17 protein-coding genes and 1 pseudogene are annotated in these 21,626 nt (G+C 52.8%); 2 read left to right on the top strand and 16 right to left on the bottom strand.

Annotated features, from left to right (window positions below):
* Window positions 1–518: 518 nt before the first annotated feature.
* The 4 genes from PKO02S_RS06865 to PKO02S_RS06850 form a co-directional block, all read right to left on the bottom strand.
* Window positions 519–2,081 (bottom strand): glycosyltransferase family protein, encoded by a 1,563-nt coding sequence (locus tag PKO02S_RS06865; RefSeq protein WP_127580362.1) that lies wholly within the window; start codon window positions 2,079–2,081, stop codon window positions 519–521.
* Window positions 2,078–3,565 carry an alkaline phosphatase family protein gene (locus tag PKO02S_RS06860; RefSeq protein WP_127580361.1) on the bottom strand — a complete coding sequence of 496 codons (1,488 nt, stop codon included), beginning with the start codon at window positions 3,563–3,565 and terminating at the stop codon, window positions 2,078–2,080. Before PKO02S_RS06860 ends, PKO02S_RS06865 begins: the two co-directional genes overlap by 4 nt.
* Window positions 3,562–4,542: a lysylphosphatidylglycerol synthase transmembrane domain-containing protein gene (locus PKO02S_RS06855; protein WP_127580360.1), complete on the bottom strand. Its 981-nt coding sequence runs from the start codon at window positions 4,540–4,542 to the stop codon at window positions 3,562–3,564. The genes PKO02S_RS06860 and PKO02S_RS06855 overlap by 4 nt, the downstream gene beginning before the upstream one ends.
* Window positions 4,543–4,638: 96 nt before the next feature.
* On the bottom strand, window positions 4,639–5,688 hold the full coding sequence (locus PKO02S_RS06850) for an NAD-dependent epimerase (RefSeq protein WP_127580359.1): 1,050 nt from the start codon (window positions 5,686–5,688) through the stop codon (window positions 4,639–4,641).
* A gap of 88 nt (window positions 5,689–5,776) precedes the next feature.
* Here PKO02S_RS06850 and PKO02S_RS06845 point away from each other — a divergent pair, with 88 nt between their 5' ends.
* Together PKO02S_RS06845 and PKO02S_RS06840 are read left to right on the top strand one after the other, a co-directional pair.
* The gene (locus tag PKO02S_RS06845; RefSeq protein WP_127580358.1) at window positions 5,777–6,877 is read left to right on the top strand and encodes an FAD-dependent oxidoreductase; all 1,101 of its coding nucleotides are present in this window, start codon (window positions 5,777–5,779) and stop codon (window positions 6,875–6,877) included.
* A 20-nt stretch (window positions 6,878–6,897) separates the two neighbouring features.
* On the top strand, window positions 6,898–7,602 hold the full coding sequence (locus PKO02S_RS06840; protein WP_127580357.1) for a DUF7002 family protein: 705 nt from the start codon (window positions 6,898–6,900) through the stop codon (window positions 7,600–7,602).
* A gap of 186 nt (window positions 7,603–7,788) precedes the next feature.
* On the opposite strand, the gene PKO02S_RS06835 is transcribed toward PKO02S_RS06840, so the two are convergent.
* The 12 genes and pseudogenes from PKO02S_RS06835 to PKO02S_RS06780 form a co-directional block, all read right to left on the bottom strand.
* Window positions 7,789–8,769, bottom strand: a complete 981-nt coding sequence (locus PKO02S_RS06835; RefSeq protein ID WP_127580356.1) for a bile acid:sodium symporter family protein — start codon at window positions 8,767–8,769, stop codon at window positions 7,789–7,791.
* Window positions 8,750–9,757 carry a Gfo/Idh/MocA family protein gene (locus PKO02S_RS06830; RefSeq protein WP_281280412.1) on the bottom strand — a complete coding sequence of 336 codons (1,008 nt, stop codon included), beginning with the start codon at window positions 9,755–9,757 and terminating at the stop codon, window positions 8,750–8,752. The genes PKO02S_RS06835 and PKO02S_RS06830 overlap by 20 nt, the downstream gene beginning before the upstream one ends.
* An 83-nt stretch (window positions 9,758–9,840) precedes the next feature.
* Complete coding sequence (locus PKO02S_RS06825; RefSeq protein ID WP_127580354.1) at window positions 9,841–10,854, bottom strand: zinc-binding alcohol dehydrogenase family protein; 1,014 nt, start codon at window positions 10,852–10,854, stop codon at window positions 9,841–9,843.
* Window positions 10,851–12,503, bottom strand: coding sequence for an exo-alpha-sialidase (locus tag PKO02S_RS06820; protein ID WP_164821330.1), 1,653 nt, complete (start codon window positions 12,501–12,503; stop codon window positions 10,851–10,853). The genes PKO02S_RS06825 and PKO02S_RS06820 overlap by 4 nt, the downstream gene beginning before the upstream one ends.
* Window positions 12,504–12,660: 157 nt before the next feature.
* On the bottom strand, window positions 12,661–12,948 hold the full coding sequence (locus PKO02S_RS06815; protein ID WP_127580352.1) for a YciI family protein: 288 nt from the start codon (window positions 12,946–12,948) through the stop codon (window positions 12,661–12,663).
* Between the two features lie 27 nt (window positions 12,949–12,975).
* Window positions 12,976–13,836: pseudogene (locus PKO02S_RS06810) on the bottom strand (2-hydroxy-3-oxopropionate reductase); the annotation flags it as partial.
* A 51-nt stretch (window positions 13,837–13,887) separates the two neighbouring features.
* Window positions 13,888–14,655, bottom strand: a complete 768-nt coding sequence (locus PKO02S_RS06805) for an HpcH/HpaI aldolase family protein (protein WP_127580350.1) — start codon at window positions 14,653–14,655, stop codon at window positions 13,888–13,890.
* A 30-nt stretch (window positions 14,656–14,685) separates the two neighbouring features.
* Window positions 14,686–15,489 carry a M55 family metallopeptidase gene (locus tag PKO02S_RS06800; protein ID WP_127580349.1) on the bottom strand — a complete coding sequence of 268 codons (804 nt, stop codon included), beginning with the start codon at window positions 15,487–15,489 and terminating at the stop codon, window positions 14,686–14,688.
* Between the two features lie 22 nt (window positions 15,490–15,511).
* Complete coding sequence (locus tag PKO02S_RS06795; protein ID WP_164821329.1) at window positions 15,512–16,417, bottom strand: sugar phosphate isomerase/epimerase family protein; 906 nt, start codon at window positions 16,415–16,417, stop codon at window positions 15,512–15,514.
* Window positions 16,418–16,437: 20 nt separating this feature from the next.
* A complete protein-coding gene (locus PKO02S_RS06790) occupies window positions 16,438–18,411 on the bottom strand; it encodes an alpha-amylase family protein (RefSeq protein WP_127580347.1) in 1,974 nt (657 codons plus the stop codon).
* Between the two features lie 17 nt (window positions 18,412–18,428).
* A complete protein-coding gene (locus PKO02S_RS06785; protein ID WP_127580346.1) occupies window positions 18,429–19,748 on the bottom strand; it encodes a sialidase family protein in 1,320 nt (439 codons plus the stop codon).
* Window positions 19,749–19,887: 139 nt separating this feature from the next.
* Complete coding sequence (locus PKO02S_RS06780; protein ID WP_127580345.1) at window positions 19,888–21,519, bottom strand: glycoside hydrolase family 32 protein; 1,632 nt, start codon at window positions 21,517–21,519, stop codon at window positions 19,888–19,890.
* Window positions 21,520–21,626: the final 107 nt, after the last annotated feature.

The following is a 21,626-nucleotide window of genomic DNA, read 5'->3' as shown; positions in this document are numbered from 1 at the left end:
ATATTCGTTATTAGCAAACTTGCTGCGGGTATTAGCGGAGGCTGAGTTTGTTATAAAACCCACATGTTCTAGCAAGACACCACCGATTCCAGCCGGTAACTATCCTTTAGGGAGTCGAGCCTAGCTAACTCCATGCCGATGTAGTCCGATTTCCTGACTACGCAGCACCCTCACAGCGTGATTGGAGCTCCAGTCCGAATTCACCCAATTGCAGTGGCGTTTTTACGCACCTCTTGCAGAACCCCTCGCTCCAATCCGGCAAAATCGGACTGAGGAGCAAATCCAGACTACGAGCTGCCCTGCAGTCCGACTTTTTCGGACTGCGTACAAAGGTCCTCTGTGTCCGACTGGGTAAAGTTGGGGCCTTGTTTCGTCTTTGAATGGTGGCCCAACAACGACTAAACTTCAATCCAAGGGCCATGCTTTCAGCAACGGTCGTAACCCCTCTTCCTGTCCTCCTCACGCGCCAACTGAACTCTTTCGCCAGAGGACCTGATCGGTATGCGAGTGCACGTAACCTACTCGCGATATTCATAAAGCTTGATGCGGCTGTAGACGGGCTCGAATAAGGAATTGGAGCGGAACTCCGCCACCTCTCGAAGCTGACTGCTTATGTCATAGCCTTGGCTGCGAAAGCCGCCCACTACATGGTCGGTCAGCAGGATGCGTCGGCCTTCCAGACCTTCTGCTGCTGATCGGAAATAGGGGTAGGTGTAAATACGAGCATGCTCATACTCCGCCCCTGCGTACTGCAGCACGCGCGTTTCTTCCCATGTGTACAGCCGGAACGGCGTGGTTTGGCTTTCCAAATAGCGATGGAGCTGATATACAGCCGGCTCTTCCCCTGCTTGCTGCTGCAGCAAACGTTCCCCGTGCACGAGCTGTAGAGACAGGAGCGAGATGGCCGTGGCGAACAAGGCAATAGGCATCAGCGCCAGGCGGCGGGACTGCCAGTACGCGGCTCCCGTGCGGAAGACCCCTACGTAGAGCAGGAACAGCAGCGGTCCGACGATTGGAGCGATGTGGCGTGGTTTCTCAATGTTTTGGCCGAAAAGCGCCCACAGGGCGTAGAAGGCGGCAGCCCCCGCCAGCCAGATGAAGAAGCGGCGATCGTTTGAAGCGGAAGAGTTCGAAGCGGGCTGGGAAGCGGAATAGCTTTCACCTACACCCGCTTTCTTCTGCATCCGCCACGCGACGGCAAGCAGCACGATCAGAGCAAGCAACAACCCACCTGCCCCTGTTGACCGTGCAAGCATGGCATCCCCTATCAGATTGCTCCCGAACAGATGGAGAACCCGCTCCAGGAATGGCATAGGCGTCGCCACGACACCCCCTCCCCACTCCGAGAAATGCCCTTCGACGAACGCCGCCGACAGCTTCCAGAATCCGGCCGGCGAGCCTTCCGACATCGCCAGACCGCCTACCCAGATTAGCTGCAACAGCCCCGCCGCACCAACCGAAGCGAGCAGTCTGCGGTTGCGAATCGAATTAGACGTTTTGCTCGCTCGATAGCGCCTCCCCCATAGCAGGACAAGCAAGAGGCCGAATGGAAAAAAAGAAAGGCGAATGCCCATCAGCAAACTAAAACAAACGAGTGCCACGAGATGGCGAGCTCTCGATTCGGGCCGCTCCAGAGACTCTCGCACGCTCCATAAGCACCACCAGAGCGCGGCGATACCCGCACATTCGGACATCGGGCGGGCGGCCATCAGCCACAAGTATGGCGTCGTAGACAGCAGCGCGGCGATAAGGAGCCCGCTGGGAAGGCCGACAACGCGTCGGGCTAGCAGGGTGATCGGCAGCGCCGACAGAAGCGCCATCGCGGCATTGAACGCCGAGAGCGCCAGCACGGGATCGCTAATCCAGCGATGCAAGAACAGGCCACCCAGAATGTAGTAAGGGTAGCCTGGAAAATGCGGCTGCATCGCCAGCAGATCGAACCGGTCGAGCGCAAGGGCGAAGTCTACCTCGTCCCAAGACCTTGCCCATGGCGCGGCGTACTGCAGGCTGTAGTAGAAGGAAGCGGCAAGAACCGCAATGGCCAACGCAGCAGCTCCGAACGTCAGGACATGGCGCTTCATCGCTTCTCGTCGTGCAACGCAGCGGACAGCACGGTGCCGCGGCTATGGCTAGGGAACGGCGCCCCTAGCAGGTGAGCGAGCGTCGGCGCCATGGAGATGAGCGATGTTTTCTCATCGATGCGCACCCCTTGCCGAACCGCCGGCCCATGCAGGAAAAACGGGACGAAGCGCTCGCCTTCATCCAGATGCCCGTGTCCCCCGATCCCATCCGCCTGTCCATGGTCAGCGCATAGGATCAAGGTCGCATTCCGCAGCATCCCGCGCTCTTCCATCCACTGTACGAAATGCTCGATCAACCGGTCGGCCCCCGCAATTTTTTGCAAATATTCGTCATACAGTACGCCCTGACTATGTCCGGTTTGATCGACGCCGATGAGCTGCGCCACCAGCAAATCCGGATTTTGCTCCGCCATAATGCGCTTAGCTCGTTCGATAATATTGCGATCCGCTACATCGTTGTGCATGACCGCCGTGACGCTTTCCACATCGTCGCCCATCGAATCGATCAAGTGAGCGATACCGAGCAGACGTCCCTTCTTGCCGACCTTGCGCAGCGAATCGAAGATACTTTCCACCTTGATCCCGAGCTTCCACACCATATTCGAGCGGATGCCGTGCTCCCTTGGGTATGTGCCTGTGAACATGGAGGAGAAGCACACGACGGTTCGCGCCGGATAGACGGTCTCCATCTGGGTGTACTCTGTGCCTTCGGCCCTCAGCCTTTTCAGAAAAGGAGCGTCGGCTTCCTCGAATCTCTCTTTGCGCATACCGTCGATAACGATGACAATGACTTTCTCGTTGATAGCTTGAGGAGGAGTTGCAGGCTTCGGGGTCAGAGGTGCGTTTTCCGCAGGCTTCCAGTCGAACAAATTCGCATGCAGGATATAGCTGTACAGCCACAAGGCGGCGACGAACAGCCCGTAGGGCAACAGATGCTCCTGAGCCCACTCGGAGAATGCACCTTCACCCGGCCCCCCTCCCGATTCGAACAACCGATAGAAATGGTTCCAAATCAGCAGGATGAGCAAAAACTTCGGCATCTGCTCCTGGGCATTGCCGCTTGTGGAATCGCTGTTTTTGAGCACGAGCTTCCAGAACCGTTTGAAATTCCACCAAGACGTGCCGATTCGCAAATGATAGTAGAACGTGCCCCAGAAATAGACGGTAAAAAAGAAAAAGAGGCCGAGCGCAAGCGCGTACAGACCGTAATTTTGAGGCTCCCATAAGAGCACGCCAGCCAACAACGGAAACCACAAATAGTTGCGCAGCAGTAGAGGAAAGTCGAACCAATAATAGAGTACGAGAATCGGTAGCGCTAGTAGAAGAGATAACCCTGTCGCGCTCCAGAAGCCGGCATCGGACCACGAACCGACGCGGAACAGCAGGAACACGCCGGTCACGAAGATGGGCGTAAACGGTTTACCTTCATTCAGCATATTCCAGCAGCGGGCCGCTACGATTTCGAAAGGGGAAGCATGTTTCATCGGGAATTCACTCCTTCTATTGGTGGCGCCTCAGCTTCCGGCGGTTTGGACGGTTTCGCCATGAACCAGCGGGACAGCTCCTTCCAGCCGATCGGCATGCGAATGACCGAATAAGCGCCGACGCCGAAGGAAAACAAAAACTTGAACATATGCGACCAGACGGCTGCGGCATAAGCTTCCTTCCAGCCGATGCCAAGCGCGGCCAGAGAGCCGCTCAAGGTGCTCTCATAGGTGCCGATCCCGCCTGGGGTGACATGCACGACTTGTCCGGCGATCGTCACGCTGTTCGCCCAGATCACCGTGCCTACGCCGAGCTCCAGCGAGGCCAGCTTGGCGATGCCGTACAGCACGCCGGCTTCCAGCACCCAGCTGACCGCAACCGCGAGCACGATCAGCAGCCCTTTCGCCGACAGCATCGTCTCATGGAGCATTGTGAGATGTGCGCCGATGAACGGCAAACGGCGTACCGCCGGAAGCCGGTAGAGCGCGAGGAGCGCCACTCCCGCGGCTAACAAGACGACCGTCTTCACCCACGACGCCGGCAGTCCGAGCCAGAGCAGTCCGCCGCAAGCGATCGTGCCGAGCATCAGCATGTCCAACGCGCGCATGGCGGCGACGGAATGCAAAGCTCGATCCCAACGGGCAGACGCCGCCTTCATGAGGAAGCCCGCCCGCACGAGATCCCCCACCTTGACGGGCGATAAATGATTTACGAGCAGGCTGTAGATGATGCCATGGTAATAAATACGCAGCGGTTCATCGGCCGAACCGGCGTAGGCGCGCCAAGCAATCGCTTTTAGCCCGAAGGAAAGCCAGTACACGGCGAACATCAGGACGAGCCAATAAGGCTCTTGGAGCGTTGCTGTCAGGAGCCGCTTCAGCTCATCCTTGTCGAACCAGAGCCAGGTCATGGCGAGGAATAGCCCGAAGAGGCAAACACCGGCAAGCGGGACGAGCCATTTTTTTAGCGTATACATAGGGGCTGCTCATTTCGAAAAAGGAAAGTCGCACGGTTGTGAGAATCATTCTCAATAATATGCACTAGCTTATTATAGGAGCATTTTGCCTACCCGTCAACCGGAATAATTGTGATGGTAGCTCAGGTACCAGTCGACAAATCGCCGCAGCCCCTCTTCGATCGATACCGAGGGTTTGAAGCCCACCGTCGCGGTCAAATCGTCAATATCGGCATAGGTGGCTTCCACGTCGCCCGGCTGTATCGGCTGAAATTCGAGCTTGGCTTCCTTGCCCAGGTACTGCTCCAGCAGTCGTATGACCCGCATAAGCTCGACCGGCTCGTTATGGCCGATATTGTATAGCCTGTAGGGGGCATGACTAGTTGCAGGATCGGGGTTTTGCCGGTCCCACGATGGATTCGGCACAGGCGGACGATCGATCAGACGGACTACTCCTTCTACTATATCGTCGACGTAGGTGAAATCTCGCTTCATCCTGCCGTGGTTGAACACTTGAATAGGCTGGCCCTTCATAATCCGGTCGGCGAACAAGTAAGTCGCCATATCCGGGCGGCCCCACGGTCCATAGACCGTGAAGAAGCGAAGCCCGGTCACCGGCAGGCTGAACAAATGGCTATAGGAATGGGCCATCAGCTCGTTCGCCTTTTTGGTAGCGGCATAGAGACTGAGAGGGTGATCGGCGGGATGATGCACATCGAAGGGCATCATCGTGTTGGAGCCGTACACGGAGCTGGACGAGGCAAACAGCAGATGACCGACCTCGGCGGCGCGGCAAGCTTCCAACAAATTGACGAACCCAACCAGATTGGCGTCCGTATACGCATGCGGATTGACCAGACTGTAGCGCACGCCTGCTTGAGCCGCCAAGTTGACGACCGCGTCAAATGGGTCGTTCTCGGCGAATATCCGCTCGAGCTCGGAGCGATTTTCCAAGCCTATGCGGTGAAAGGAAAAGCGCCGATTCTGTTGCAGCAGCCCCAATCTCGCCTGCTTGATCGCCGCGTCGTAATAGTCGTTCATATTGTCCAGTCCCACTACTTGGAACCCGATCTCCAATAGTCGGCTAGCGAGATGGTACCCGATAAACCCTGCACAGCCGGTCACTAGAATCTTTTTCGAATGAGAGCTTGAGAGGTTGGTGATCATTGAGGTTAGCACTCCTGTGGTGTGGACAAGGTTGATTCGATTATACTGGATTGAGGTGGGTGTTGGAATAAGGAAAGGAAACTGTACTATGAACATTATTATAATTGGCGCCGGCATCGCAGGATTGGCAACCGCTCTAGCCCTTCAGAACAAAGGGGTTAACGTTAAGGTTTACGATAAAAACGAAGGCTTGGAGACCCGTGGCGCGGCTTTAACGCTTTGGTCCAACGGAACCCATGCTTTAAGGAAACTCCATGTGCTGGAGGAAGTGTTGGAGCATTCCACGATCCTTTCAATGGGAAACCTTTACTCAAGCAAGGGAAAACGGTTAGAAAGCCTGCCAATCCAGTATTCAACACCAACTGTATGTATTCCTCGATATGTACTTTTGCGTATTTTGGCAAACCGATTGGAGCAAGGAACTATCGCCTGGAACAAAAAAATTCGATATTTTGCAGAAAAGGAAGTCCATTTTGATGATGGCCGTTCTGTCGAAGCGGATCTAGTGATCGCGGCTGACGGTATTCATTCTGTTGTTCGAAGTCAATTTATTAATGATTCATTACGTTACAGTGGATATACATCATGGCGTGGAATCTCAAATACTACCCTTTCCTCAGTATATGAGAACGCTATGACACAGTACTGGGGGGAGGGGGGGCGATTTGGTTTCATACCCTTGAAGGGCGGGAAGACGTACTGGTTTGCGACAGCAAACTCCATCGAAGGGGCCTCGAAAAAAGAAGAGGTAACTAAAATTATCAGCTCGTTGCCGAATCAAGCAAGTGCGATCTTCGAGGGACAAGACCATTCTGAAATCATCCATTTGGATATTTATGACCATCGCCCTGTTGATAAATGGTCTTGGGGTCATACCCTTTTGCTTGGAGACTCCGCACATGCCATGACGGCAAGCCTTGGACTTGGCGCTTGTACGGCATTGGAAGACGCCGTCTGCTTCTCCACTTGTTATACTTCATCGAGATCCATCAAACAAATCTTTGGAGAGTTCGAAGCAAAACGGGTTCCCCGTGTTAATGGAATCGTCCGATTATCTAAGCGGATCGGCATGATCGGTCAACTACAGAACCCGCTGTTAGTTCGACTAAGAAATCATGTCTATCCGTTGGTACCGAGGATATGGAAAAAACGCATTTGGGACAAACTTTATGGATATACAGATATTTAAGTTTGGAGAGATGCTGTGACATGCTGGCCGACATTGCCGCTATCATCGATAGAATAACGAAGTCAGACAATCGCAAATCTGTATTTCATTTTACTAGAGCGAAAAATTTAGCAGCCCTCTCCCATTTTGATGAGATATGGTCAAGCAAACGAATGCTGCCTGATTCTGATGGCGAAAGACGTTTGTCTAGCCAAGCCGTAAATTACGAAGGGGTTGAAGTAACGGTCAACGCTCATCTTCGAATACCTGCCGATATGATGGAAAGCAATTGCACCGTTGAACAATTCAGAGCCTGCCTGGACCGGCATGTTTTCTTTTGGCCCACTCGACAAGATTGTCTTAAGATGCTGACTACTTATCAACGAAGAGAACCTGCTGAACATTTCGCCGTGTTGGAGTTGGATGCGAGCTCGCTGCTGTCGGCACACTGGCCATCCGTCCGGTTGTCCAAGTACGATTCCGGCAGTTCTCCTCGTTTCCCGAAGCACTGCCAATACAGGAAGAGCCCTGACATGCTGGTGCCTCTTACCGATTTCGGCCACAAGCCCCATCCTGCCGTTCCCGTAAATCCATCTGAGATCAAAGAGATCCTGATTGAAGACCAAGTGCGCCATATTTCGAAGTTCTTGAAAACGATCTATATCGACAATCTCGAAGATCAACCGAGCCGTTGGTTAGGATGTGCCAAATCGCTGCCGTCCCTGCTAGTGTCAGCAGAAAGTTAGCTAATAACGAATATCAGGGAAGGGGGGTGCGGAAACGGCTCCACAAGTGGGAAAAATCGGACTAGAGCACGTTTCCTCCTTCGCGAAGGCCATAAGTTGGATTTTGCGTCCATCTGATATACAGGTCCACATCTTCCGCACCCAGATTGAACGTGGCTCCCACTGAGTAATCCGTACCCCGTCCGACTAACTCGGGTTCCCCACATCCCGTGGCAATTCCGGGAGCTGAGTAGCACCGCGCCGGCCGAAAAACAAATAGCCGAACAAGGAAGCCATCAATTGCTGCGTCAGCATCCCGACAATCGTCGGAAACGCCACCTGCGGCGGGAAGAACGAGATGGCGAGCACTGCTCCCACGCTCACATTACGCATCCCGCAGTTGAACACCATACACACCGCCATGTCGCGGTCCAACCGCAGCAGCCGTCCCGCGAGCCAGCCGAGTAAGTACCCGGCCGCCACGACGACCACGCAGATGAGGGCGATGTACAAAATCTTCATGTTCCACTCCGTGATGAGCGGGGCAATGACCGAGCTGTTGATGATGATCACGACGGCCAGCCCGATCTTGGAAAGCGGTGACAGCGTCGGGCTCCATGCCTGCTTGACCTTCCCTCGCGTCAACTGGTTCAGCACCATGCCCAAGATAGACGGAAGCACGACCATCCAGACGAGCTGCGTCAGCATGCCGACTGTATCCATCTCCACCTTGGCCCCCACCAGCACCGACAACGTATACGGTACGATGAAAGGCGACAGCAGCGTATCAATCAGAATCATGCTTAGCGTTAGCGCCGTATGGCCACGGTAAATAGACACCCAAATGAAGCTGACGATGCCCGTTGGAATGCTGAGCACGAGCACGATGCCGGTAATCGTAAGCGGATCGTTCGGAAAAGCGAGATGGCCGGCCCCCCAGGCAAACAGCGGCATGACCAAATGTAGCACGAACAAAAACACCAGGATCGGCAAAGGATGCACCAGCACCCGCTGCATATCCCGGAAGTTCATGCTCAGGCTGCCGGCAAACGTCATTAAGGCGAAGATCCAGGGGACCCAGCTCGTAAACGGAGAAAGGACGCCGCCGGCCGCCAGCCCGATCATAACGCTAATCGGCGTAATCAGCGGCATCCACTTCTCCAAACTCTTATTCAATAAGGTTAACATCCCTATTGATTCCTCCTGCTATAATCAGCTGCTCCCACTTCCCCTGAGAATCCAAGGCGTGAAGCATAGCCTGTAAATCATAATAAGCTCCTTCAAACGTACTCTTCACCGACTTTCCCGTCCTTACAGCTTCATAGAAGTCCTCGTACTCGGCTTGATATCCCTCATCCCCAAGAGGGATATGTTCCTTTTCCGAACCCTCAGAGGTCATGATCGTTACATCCTTAAATCCATTATCCACGATGATGGAACCCTCGGATCCAATGATGACCATATTGGCAGGATTTCGATAGCCTATCGTGCTTGCGCTGTTTAGAAAGACACCATTTACTCCATTTTCAAATACAAACTGGTAAATCAGGCTGTCCACCTCTCCCAGGCTGGCACGCATTTGCCGAGGAAAGCCGATTCCCGACTTTATTCGCCCAAACATTTGCCGCAGCCCAGCCATCCAATGAACGCCCCCGTCTAAAATCAATCCGCCTTTCGAGGAAAGACGCCATGTGCTTTGGGACAAATATTTATTCGTCAACCCGATGTTAAAAAAGCTGCTAATTAAGACGGTATGCGGAACGCCGACTCTTCCTTCATCGATATAGGCTCGGAGTTTAGGAAATAAAGGCCAGTACAACCAATTCTCCGCCACCGCGGACACGACCGGTGTTCTGAGGCTTGTCGCAAGCATTTCCTGCGCCTCTTCCATATTCGCTGCAAATGGCTTTTCTACCAACACATGCTTGCCTGCCTGCAGAGTGTCCATCGTAAGACGGTAGTTCATTTCGAATGGGTACGTAATGACGACTGCTTCTACGTCTGGATCGTTCAGCAAATCGTGGTGGCTCGTGCTAAACCTACTGGCCCCCGACAATTGGGCAAACTCGGCGGCTTTCGATTCGCTGCGGCTAGTAACATGCACGACCTCGAATTTCTCCTTCAACTTGTCAATTGCAGGCCAATGAAGTTCCCTGGAACAAATTCCCGTTCCGATGATCCCTAGCTTAACTGGCTTTATAATAGCAATCGTTCCCTTCTGAAAGTGATAAAGTTCTCCACCATAGGCGCGCGTCCCTCTTACAGCTCCACCATTGCCTTAATTACCTGGGATTCCGGTTTTAGCCAGTTGTCAAATTGCCCGATCATAGCTGTAAACGGAGCTCGATGGGTGACATATCGATCCGCGTCGATACGGCCAGTTCGGACCACTTCAAGTACATGCTCGAAGTCCGACTTCGTAGCGTTCCGGCTGCCCATAAGGGTCATTTCTCGCTTATGGAATTCAGGATCGTTGAACGTTATATCCGATTTCACCAATCCGACAAAAACCAATGTACCTCCATGCGCTACATAACGAAACGATTCCGTCATCGATCGAGCATTTCCCGTCGCATCAAATACGGCTGTCGGAAAATGACCATCCGTAATGGCCGTCAGCTGTTCGACAGGCTGATCCAGAGCATGGATCGTTTGATCGACGTTCGCCCATCGAACGCAGTAGTCCAAACGTTCTTGATTAATATCCATGGCGATAACAGTCGCGCCGCAATGCTTGGCAAAAGCCATTACTCCAAGCCCGATAGGGCCCGCACCGATAACAAGCACGGTTTCTCCAGACCGAACCGCAGCTCTTCGTACGGCATGCGCACCGATACTGAGCGGCTCCAATATGGCAGCTTGATCGAGCGTCAAACCTTCCGTCTTGATCAATAGACTAACTGGAACGGAAATAAGCTCCCTCATGCCCCCGTCTTTATGAACTCCAAGGACTCTCATTGCTGTACAGCAGTTTGTTTTTCCATTGCGACAGGCGATACAAGCTCCGCAGTGTAAATAAGGGATCACGCTAACTTGATCCCCTTTGCGAAATCCTGCCGTATTCTCTCCAACTTCTTCAATGACACCTGCAAGTTCATGACCGAGCACCCGAGGGTATTGAAAAAAAGGTTGATTCCCCCTATATGCATGCAGATCCGTACCGCAAATCCCGATCCTCTTAATCCGTATGATCGCTTCTCCAGGCACGAACGCCGGCTCTTCCATTTCTACAAGCCTGAACTGGCCGGGCTGTTCACAGACGATGCCTTTCATACGGTATCAGCCCCGCTATATCCAGCCTGATAGTTGCCGACCGACTCGGACGTTCTCAAATACCGATTGTACACTCGAAAAGAGTAAAGCTTGCCGGCTAATGACGATCCAATCGCGGCAACCGGAGCCCCGTTAACGCTTCGCAAATCACGGCTAAATCGGCCAAAGCCATAATCTCGTTCCGTCCCGCCGTCGCATAGTACGCCGTCAATCAGGAATGTGATAATTTTGGCGCCCTCATCAACGGTGATGACCAGATGATGGAGCTGATTCGGAGCAAGCCTCCCCTTGTCGCTTTCCCAGGAAGATTCCGTTCTGCCGTCGCAGAGCGAGATTTTTACCGTCTCCCTGTCTGTAGTGTGGACAAAAACGCCAACCCCCGCTTCATTTCTTGTATCGAAGAGGCTTTGTCCTATGACGAGCTTGTCGAACCGGAGCCAGAATTCGAGGGAAAACCCTCCGTTCTGCTTGAGCTCGGGCCAAGCGGGCAGGGCAGCCCGAACTTCTCCGGCCTGGCACTGCTCCTCCCCCAGCTCGAGGACCAAACCCGCCCTCGACGTCGTATTCAACTCAGCCTGACTCCATAATCCCTGCAACAGAGTCGGATCGATCTCGTGCACCCTCGCAATCGTTTTTTGCGTTTCGGTTACGAAATAACGCCCTTCCGTTTCGATGAAGTCGGGGTAGCTCATCCGTTCGCTCGGCTCGTCGCCATACAACAGAATTTCCGGCTGCGACCAGTGAATATAGCCGTCCTTCTCCACCCCGCCCGCAAGCCATACCGGGTTTCGGCCCTCATAGGCAGCGGACGGATTATCCGCTAAATTCCGGCCATGGTTATGAAACCATAGCAAGTACTTCTCATTGCTGAATTTCCGAACGAAATTGGCCGCGCGCGGATGTTTGATTCGTCTGCCTCCAGGCGAATACACGGCGTATTCGGGCGGGGTCCAGGTTCGGCCGTCGTCGCGGCTGTACGCATGGCAGTTATGGCCTTCCACCGTACGATAGGTGCAGTACAGGCTGCCGTCCCTTAAGCTCACCAAATTATGCTCATCCGCAATTGGACCGGCAGGGGATCGCAAACCGACTGTACCCTCGGGAAGCGTCTCCCAACGGATCGCGGAGGCGTTCGTCTCGTACAGCATATTGTCGCTCCGCACGAAAGCGCCTTCCGAGGTCTTCATAAATCCGCCGCCAAATCCCCCTACCTTGGACAAGCCGATATACACGGAATCCTTATGTACCATCGGTTTGGACACACTCCAGAAAAATCGGACCCTTCCCTGATAAGGATTGGCGTTATCGATATCGAAGGCTCGAACCGGAATGATATATCTTTCCTTCGACCAGGTTCGACCATGATCATCGGAGTACTTGAAGGCGAAATCGCCCAATGTATCGACGCGTCTGCGAGCATATTCGGTGTCGGCAATAATTTCACGAAGGTTTTCGCTATTATACGTATAGAATGCGTATACTCTGCCGCTCGGCACGATCATTGGAGTAACCCATGAGGCCTCAGGCGGGCCGGATGGTTCGATATCGATCGGCTCCGACCAGGTTTTGCCTTGATCCTGGCTGATCGTAGCCACAATATGCTGATCGCCGTCCCCCTCGTGACCGCCGCCTGTCGTCAGAACACACAACCAGTTACCGTCCTTTGTAATAACAACATATGGCTGATCACAATATTTTTCATTGGGAATGGGAAAACCGGTTACAAGATTGCGCCGATCCATTGCGGGTGTTTGTACGGCCAACGTTATCATCCTTTCTTGTTGCTTCTTATCCACTCTGGTTCGTTTATTTGCTTTTATCGGGGAGAACCGCTTCCGTGACGATGTCCCATTCATGGATTTCGTAGCCTCTGGCTTGCTGAATCACGTAGGGATCCTGATTCACAATGTCCTGCACTTCATCTTGCGAGTCGGCCATGTAAATGACAAGTCCGCCAGCCCCGTCTACGAATCGGCCGTTCGCAAAAATTTTCCCTTCGCTTCGTCGTTTGGCAAGATATTCAAGGTGCTCCGCGCGGTATTGTTGGCTTTTGGCCGCATCAAGCATAGGTAGGAAAACGGCGAAATGCTTCATGATTGTCGACTCTCCTTCACTTCTCTTTTATTTATAAAACCGGTAGAAGGCGCTGTGATCCTCTTTGCTATATCCCTGCTCGGCCAGCTGCTCGAAAATAGTCAGCACTTCCCGGGTGAACTTCACGTTCGCCTCAAGCTCCATGCCCGCAGCTACGGCGTTTCGAAGGTCCTTCACGTGCAGCTCCATCCGAAATCCAGGCTTAAACGTTTCACTGGCGATACCGTTCGTTTTGGTTTCCATGACGCGACTGCCGGCCAATCCGCCCCGAATGGCCTCATAAACAGTAGCAGGAGCGACACCGGCCTTCACGCCGAATGCCATCGCTTCCGATAGCGCGGCAATATTCATTGCGACTATCATCTGATTGATCAGCTTCACCGTATTGCCTGCGCCTACCTCTCCAACCCGGGTAATAGAGGTTCCCATCTTATCCAGGATCGGCTTAACCCGATCAAAGACAGACTCGGGGCCGCCAACCATAATAGCCAGCTTCGCTTCAATCGCTCCAATTTCCCCTCCGCTAACCGGAGCATCCAGAAAGTAAGCCCCGCGCTCCGTCAGGCGAGCGGCGATCATTTGAGAGGTTGACGGACTGATGGAGCTCATATCGATGACGATTTTCCCTGCCGAAATCCCTTCCAGCACGCCGGAAGGTCCCAGGACTACCTCCTCGACCTCCGGCGAGTCCGGGAGCATCGTAATGATCACATCGGAGACCTCTGCCACTTCCTTCGAGCTGCCGAATGGGACAGCCCCCAAACGAACCAGTTCCGTTACAGCAGCTTGACTGCGATTATATACGCTTACCGAATATCCGGCGTTCACCAGATGAATGGCCATCGGTTTGCCCATAATCCCCAGTCCGATGAAACCGATTTTCATGCCGTGTACCTCCTGTTCAAGTTAAACGGATATACCTACCCGAGCTTCCACGTATTATTTCGAGAACGTCTTTCCGGCATTTACAATGTCGTTAAAAGCGGACTGCATGAAGGATGTAATGCCAACCCCGACATATCCCGCCCCCCAGTTCAATTGCGAGACTAGCGTCTCCGCATTGCCGGCTTGAATGCCCACGGTAACGCCGTGTTTGCGGCCGCTTTCCAGCACGCGATCCATCGCCTTCCTGACCTCAGGGTGATTCGGGCCTTCTGCGGCGTAGCCCATCGTGACCGATAAATCAGTCGGCCCAATGTAACACACGTCAATGCCCTCCACACTCATGATTTCGTCTATGTTATCAACCGCTTCGATCGTTTCAATATGCACGGCTACCAGGATCTGGTCGTTCGATTGCTGCAAATAATCCGGACCTCCGAGCTTTCCGTATAAGGCGGAGCGTGTGGAATACGCAACCCCTCGTTTGCCCGCAGGAGGAAATTTGGCCTGGAGTACCGTTTCCACGGCGTCCGACTTCGTATTGACCATCGGAACATGAAGTCCGTAAGCACCCCGGTCGAGCGCTTTTTGAATATCGGAGGCATCATAACCGACGCGAACAATCGGAACGGTTCCTGAGAGCTGTGCAGCTCGAATCATTTCTTCCACTTCCGACCAGCTAAAGGGCCCATGCTCGTTATCAATGACCACGAAATCAAATCCGCTTGCTCCGATCATCTCCACGATGGATGGCGCGTAAAACCCGATAAAACAGCCCGTTGCGGTTTCCCCGTTCCTCAGCTTTTGCTTGACGCTGTTAATCAAAAGAATTGGCTCCTCTCTATGTTGAAGCTGCTATGATTTGGCCTTCAAGTATAACTCCCAGGCTGCAGCCACATTGTTTCCATGCAGCAGCAGACGGTCGGGGGCAACAAAGGCATTCGGCAGCTGCCCCCTTACTTTATCGAGAAGCGCTCCTGCCTTAAAGCGCATATCCAGCTCGATTGGTCCCTCTATAACGAAGGGCTTTAATTCCCGGCTTACACTCGCGCACTTTGCGGCTGCCGAACGGAGCAACGACTCGGTCCTGGATGGCGGATAACAGGCCGCGGCCGTTTCGCCCAAAGACTCTTTCACGCTTACTGCGATCGTTCCCGGGAGCAGCTGCTCCGTCTCCTTGACGCCCTCCGAATCGGCGGTCACCATGACGAGCGGTACCCCGGCTTCACCGGCCAACAGCGCTTCCAGGCCGATTTCGCCAACAACTAACCCATTCACGGACATCTTGATAATATCGTGCTCGTAATTATGGTTAAGCAACGCCCCCGGCGTATCCGCTTTGGCGTGAAGACCTAATAGAATTACGCCGTCAAAGGACGGGTCCACGAAGGTTCGGTTTTCAGGAGAATAATGCGGTTTGCCGCAAATAGCCGTCACGCGCGGATCGAGCCGATTCAAGTCCACATTCGTACCGTAAAAATGGATATCATACAACCAAACCTCGTCATTCTCTTCTTGAAGCAGACCTTCCAGTACGGCAATCAAATCATGCATCATCATGGATTTGCCGAATTCGTAATATTCTCCGCCGGGGGTAACCTGCTGCATGTTGACGACGCCTGTTACACCCTCCATATCTACGCGAACCATCCATTTCATCTTCTGTGCCTCCTAATGGGCTTCAAAGCGCCTTCCATGCTTGTTCAAGCTTGTCTAAAAATATGTCTACGCTTGCCCGCTCCCCTAGGTTGGGATACGGCCTCATCTCGAGCGTTACCGTTGGCCGTTCAGCCCCGCCGAGGTACCCCGCAGCGAAAAGCGCCTTCAGAAATTGGATAAGCTCCGGTACGTCGTGTTCCCCGTCCTCATAGCCCCATGGCGGATGCATGTCTCCATAGAGAGGGTTAGCCGGATTCCTCATCACGCAGCTGCCGAGGTGAATATGTCGGACATACGCGCCCCCGTCTTGAAGCGACTGCGCGAACGTTTCTCCCATAAGCGGCACATGACCCATATCGATGAGCAACCCGATGTTGGACAGTCCCCTTTCCTTCACCTGCCTGACAACCTCTGCTGCTTCGCGGGTCGGCCCGATTAACAAATTTTTGCCGATGGACGTGTCGAACGGTTCGATTAGCAGCTCGATATCCGGTACGACGGCGCACAAAACCGATAAATAATCGACGAACCATGCCGTCTGCTGCTCTCGTTCTTCAGGCCTGGGGTTGGCTCCGCTTGCAACCACCGCCTTGCGGGCGCCAATCTGCTGCGCGCGCCGCAAATGTCGAATCACTTCCCCCTGGGTAGCCAGTCGCACCGATGGATCGGGGCTATGGGGATTGCGTCCGGGGCCAGTCATCAGCGGGCAATTATATACCGGCTCTTTGCCGCTGCGTGCGACGTATTCGCCCTCGAGCTTGGCCGTATTCCCCTCTTCGGGGATGAACATATCAACGACTTCGAACTCCGGGTAGGCCAGCACCTCCGGCAATGATCGGAGGTGCGCCTCTACCGACTCGAAAGTGTCGGGAAACAACAAATGATGATTAATGCCTATACGAAAATACTGGCGCCAAGATTCCTGCATAAGTTCCTCCCGAATAAACTCTAGTAATCCAATACGACGATCTGATGGCATTCCACTTTAGGAACCACTAGACTGACCACACCTTGCTCCTGACGGAACGGGATTTCGATTCCTTGCGGCGCCAAATACGCCTTTTTAATCGTTTTATCTACGCGCAATGTTGCGGGTACATCGTACAGAGGCGGAAGATCTTCAATGACTTGCACCCGGCCGCGCTGAATCGGCGTTGCATATAGAAGATGAAGGACGTATCTTGCTTCGTGACGCTGATCCACAAATCGGGCGCGCCCCGAGCTGGGCATCGTTACCCTCATCGCGGGCTGCCGATAGATCAATTCAAGCGCCTGAATGAAATAATCGCGATGGAATTGAGCTCCGTGCTCAAAATAAAGCTTGCAGACCGGATGCGCCAAATAAATAACGTTTCCTCTTCGTACCGCCCCCGCCTGTTTGGGTGTATCAAGCGTGTAAGGGGTATTTTGATGGGAGCAATAATGGCTGTAAGTACGGTTGAAATAAGGCTCCCGGACAGCGGCGAGTATTTCGGCGTCCGTCGTCCAAATCTGCTCGGCGGCTTCATAAAATAAGAACGGGCTCGTAATTAGGCCGGCGGCCAGCTCCGAATTTTGAAGCTGCAAATAATCATTTTCATATTGCGAGGGCCCTTGATAATGAGCTCCGATATCAACCATGAATTGGGTCTTTCCTTTGTTCAAACCGCTTTGTCCGGTTAACAACACGCCGCCGCCGTTCTCTATGAATCGATTGAGTCGGCCGGCTTCCGTCTCGTCCAAAGAAATTCGATCCGGGAGGATGAGACAATCGTAGCGAACAAGCTCCTCATCGGGCAAAACGATATCAAAATCCATTTGCTCCTCAAGAAGAATCTTGACTAACCCCTCATCCGTTTTCTTCTCGCCGGAAAGATAAATACCGAGACGGGTCGTCTCTTCCGCATCAAAGCACCACGGCTCAATTTTCTCCACATATTGGTAGGCTTCCCCGATCAGCCGGTACGTTTCGAGATCCATTTCCCCGCCCGGATGCATCTGGTCGCCGACTTCACAGCGGGCACCATAGGTCAGCATGGCTGCACATTCGTATCGCAACGCGGCTGACGGCTTGAACCCGCCGAATTCCCCCCACATCGTATGGAACTTTCCGGTCTGTCCGACGTAATCTTTGCCGGTTCGCGCGAAGAACTTGGCCCTCGGCGGCATCTTATCGTAGCCGCCCCAAGTAGTGGGAAGATCCTCCAGCTCAAAATGAGACTGCCAGGCATGCCATTCCGGTGCGTAGGGATCGGCTCCGCCGTTGAAAAAGATAGTTGCCTCCGGATGACGTTCTCTTAAAATGCTAGTGCATTCCGTCATCAACCTCTGCCATTTCAGGCGGTTATATCGGTTGGCCTCCTCATCCTTATCTGGGTCAAGGGCTTCCCGTTTCATGCCTTCCAGGCAGGACTCACACCAACACGGACGAAAGCATATATCATAGAACAATCCGTCCAGCTCGGCGTACCGTTCGCAAATTTCCCGAGTCTGGGCATAAATTAAGTCTGCATATCCTCCATTCGGACACAAAAATTTCCAGGATACGATGCCACGTTTATCTTGGGGTTTGGCCTTTAAATCATAACCGCCCGTTGTAAACACGGAACCATCCTTTTTCCTCGCCACCCATTCGGGATGATTTTCCGCATCGTTAGACGACCACCCGACCGTAATGTACACCGGCGCGCGGACCCCGATTTCATGGGCCGCTTCTATCATGGCGCCGGTCAAATCGAACGATAAAGTCGGATGCATCATCCCGGCCTCGGTAGGATAGTAGCTCCAGCTATGATGGCATTTGGCGAAAATGGTGATGGAGTTTAACCGCCCCAATTTCAACGCATTCTGGAAGTTAAGCTTATCAAATTGTTCCCCTACGCCCGGCATGAACTCCGAAGTATGGAAATCCAAATGAACTTGTCTTGTCGGTATGCGAATCATGGCCGTTTGCCCCCATTTTAAAATTTCGGAACCACAAGATCCGCGAGAAATTCGTCGGTTACCCGTTTGCCCACCAAGAAGAACTTGCGATCCGCATGCCAGAGCACATTGTTATTGTTGCGGGTGGTGAAGCTGCTGTACACCCCGATATCGTTGCAACGGAGAGCGCCTGGTTCGCCGAACTTGATGCCGTTGGCGCTAACTCCATCATGGTGCAGGAATTCCTTCGATTCGCTGAACCATATAGGCTGATCCGCCTCGGAACGGAATTCTCCTAGAGCCAGATAGGCCGGATAACGCGGACCGTAGGTCGCTTCCTTGTTGATGCCAAGATCACCTCGGTTGTTATGGTGCAGCAGAACATATCGGCCATCGGACAGCTGGTAGATTGGAGAGCAGCTTACCGGTTGAAGGATAGGTTGCCCGTAATCCTTTCGCAAGAGCGGCCTTGGGTTGCACCACGTCTCCCCGTCATCGTTCGACAGACTGTACCAGATATAACCGCTATTGGACCTCATGGCGCAGAATAAACGGTTATCAGGCAACCGTACCATGCTGGGCTCCTGCGCAATACTTAAGAGAGGGTCTTTATAGTACGGTGCACGCAACGCTTTATCGCCCCATGCCGAATAACGGACGCACAAATCTTGCGGCTCAGGATTGGCATCGACGTTCTCAAATCTCATGAATTCCACTACAGATTCCGTCTGCGTCCAAGCCTCGATCTTCTTATAATACGCCCTTGCTTGATTTAGCCAGTGCGTATATCCAACGATATAGCCGCCTCTGAGAGCGCGAGTCGGATTTTGCCATACAATCCATTCGCCCGGAATCTTCCCTTCGGGGTCATCGTACTGGCTGACGGGCATCGGGATATTTTGCGGGTTGGACCAAGTCGCACCGTAATCGTCGCTGTAGATCCCCTCCATAACACCGGTGTGCATGTGTACCCAACCGCCCACTCCCTGGTAACGGTTGTATATGACATATATGCGACCGGATGCCGAAACGATTGGGAATCCCCAGCTTGCCATATAGGTCGGATCAAGATCGCTTTCCGGGCCTACCAGACGTCTCGGCTCGGTCCAAGTCACCCCGTCGTCGTCGGATCTGGCAAACATCAACCGGTTGATCTGCGTACCGATCGCGGGGGAATTGTCGCCCTGGGTCCATACCGCCATCATGGATCCGTCCGGCCCCTCGAATACTAGGATGTGCTCATTCTTGGAATCCCTCGCCGAACCATCGAAGTGCTTGGGGACATATAAGAAATAATCTGGCTTGCTGCGAATTATTTCCCGCGCCAATATTTCGTTGACTGCCTGACTGCCATTCATTCGCCTCTGCCCCTTTCCGTTTCTAAGCGCTTACACATTAATATTCTATAGTTATTCCCCTTCCCGCGGTTGTGGATTATTTGGAGGTTGATAATAGATTCTTTTGATATTTACAGACTGGTAAACTGCGCATTCATAGTCATTTGCCCTCCCGCGCAGCTTGCCAGCAGCTGTTCATTTCTGAAATGGCCATCGAAACCAATCGGGCGCTGCCCCCTCTGACGAATACATCAACGGATCGGGTATTCTGATTCGGCATGATTCCTACCGGCATATAGAGCTCTCCGCCATTGCCAAATATGGTGATTGCGGTTCGGTCTACCAGCACTCTGAAGCTGACCTTTCCCTCTTTATGCTCGAAGGAAGCGGAGACATCCTGGCAAATCAACCTTTTTTCCAATAGCTTGTAAACGATTTGAATGCCATTGACAAGGAGATGGATCTCCGAAGCCGATCCGACTTCCATTTCGGCGTTTAGATCAAGTAGCTCTGCCTCTATGTTCGTCTGCAGCATTTTTTCGCCATTCAGATTCATATTTTCATACGTGTATAGCTTTGCATGCAGCTTCTCGATTTCCTTCACCGGGTAATAGCAGAGTCGAAGCCCTTCGGGTGTTGTTCTTAAAGACAATGTGCAGGGAAAGGTCAAGAAGCTGTTAAATGGCATGCCGGGCAAATGGGTTCTAGACCAAGCGGTCTGGATCAACCGCCCGTCTTCTTCGGGAATACCGCTCCAAGTCTGGGCGGCATAGTAATGCGGGCCGAAATGATTGCAGGAAACTAAGCTTTCTTGAATAAACGTCTTCCCATCAAAGCTTCCGACCATATAGCTTCCCTTCGGCTCCCAGAAGACCCACTTTTTCTGATTACGATCGTTGTCAACTGGAAGCTCGAAAAGCTCAGGACACTCTCGCCCGTTCGGGAAGTGAATATCGCAAGTTTTTTCCCATTCCTTAAGATCTGGAGAGGTAAGCAAAGCAAAGTCATTTTTATCTAGATATAAGGCCATGACCCATTTCTGAGTGGGCTCATGCCACAACACCTTCGGATCACGATTATTCCCGATTATATTTCCTAGAACGGGATTATGCTCATATTTCGTCCAGGTTCGGCCGCGGTCGTTGCTGTAAGCAAGGCATTGGGTGTAAGCCACACCCTTGGATCTCGGAGCTTCATTGCCTGCCGCCGTATAAATAAGCACCAACGGGCTTTCTTCGCCAGTCTGAAATCCAGTAGTATTATGATGATCCACTATAGCGGAGCCCGAGAACATGGTTCCCAGCTCGTCAGGATAAAGCGCGATCTCCAGCTCTTCCCAATGCACCAGATCCTCGCTCACTGCGTGGCCCCAATGCATATTTCCCCACTTTATCCCGTACGGATTATGCTGATAAAAAAGATGATACTCCCCCTTGTAATAAACCAGTCCATTGGGATCGTTGAGCCACCCCCGCTTGCATGTGAACTGCAGCTGAGGGCGGTATTTTTCGCTGTATATATCCTCCCTGTTTTTTATAGTGTCGCTTAGAAGGATAAGATCGGCCAAATCAGTCTTTCCTTTATAGCCCTCGAGCTTAACTTCCAAAGTTTGTCCCAAGTATTCCCGAAGATCGCTGAAAACCCAAAAGTCCGGCTCCCCATCGGTCAGCTCGATATTAAATTCCCTAACCAAACTTTCGTCCGAATAGAAACGGATGAAGGTTTTGCTTGCATTGTTTTTGACGGGCAAATTCATGTACCTATCGGTAACGGCCAGCTTCAACGATGACATCTATTTGTTCCACTCCTTCTTCAATAGTCCCATGGATCGGGCCGGCAATCGGATCTTCTCCCTGCACCGAGGTGCACGAAAATCCCCCTTCTTACCAAAGGGGGAAT

Source organism: Paenibacillus koleovorans NBRC 103111 (assembly GCF_004000845.1).
Lineage (GTDB): Bacteria > Bacillota > Bacilli > Paenibacillales > NBRC-103111 > Paenibacillus_AA > Paenibacillus_AA koleovorans.
This window is presented reverse-complemented; position numbering and strand designations above follow the sequence as displayed.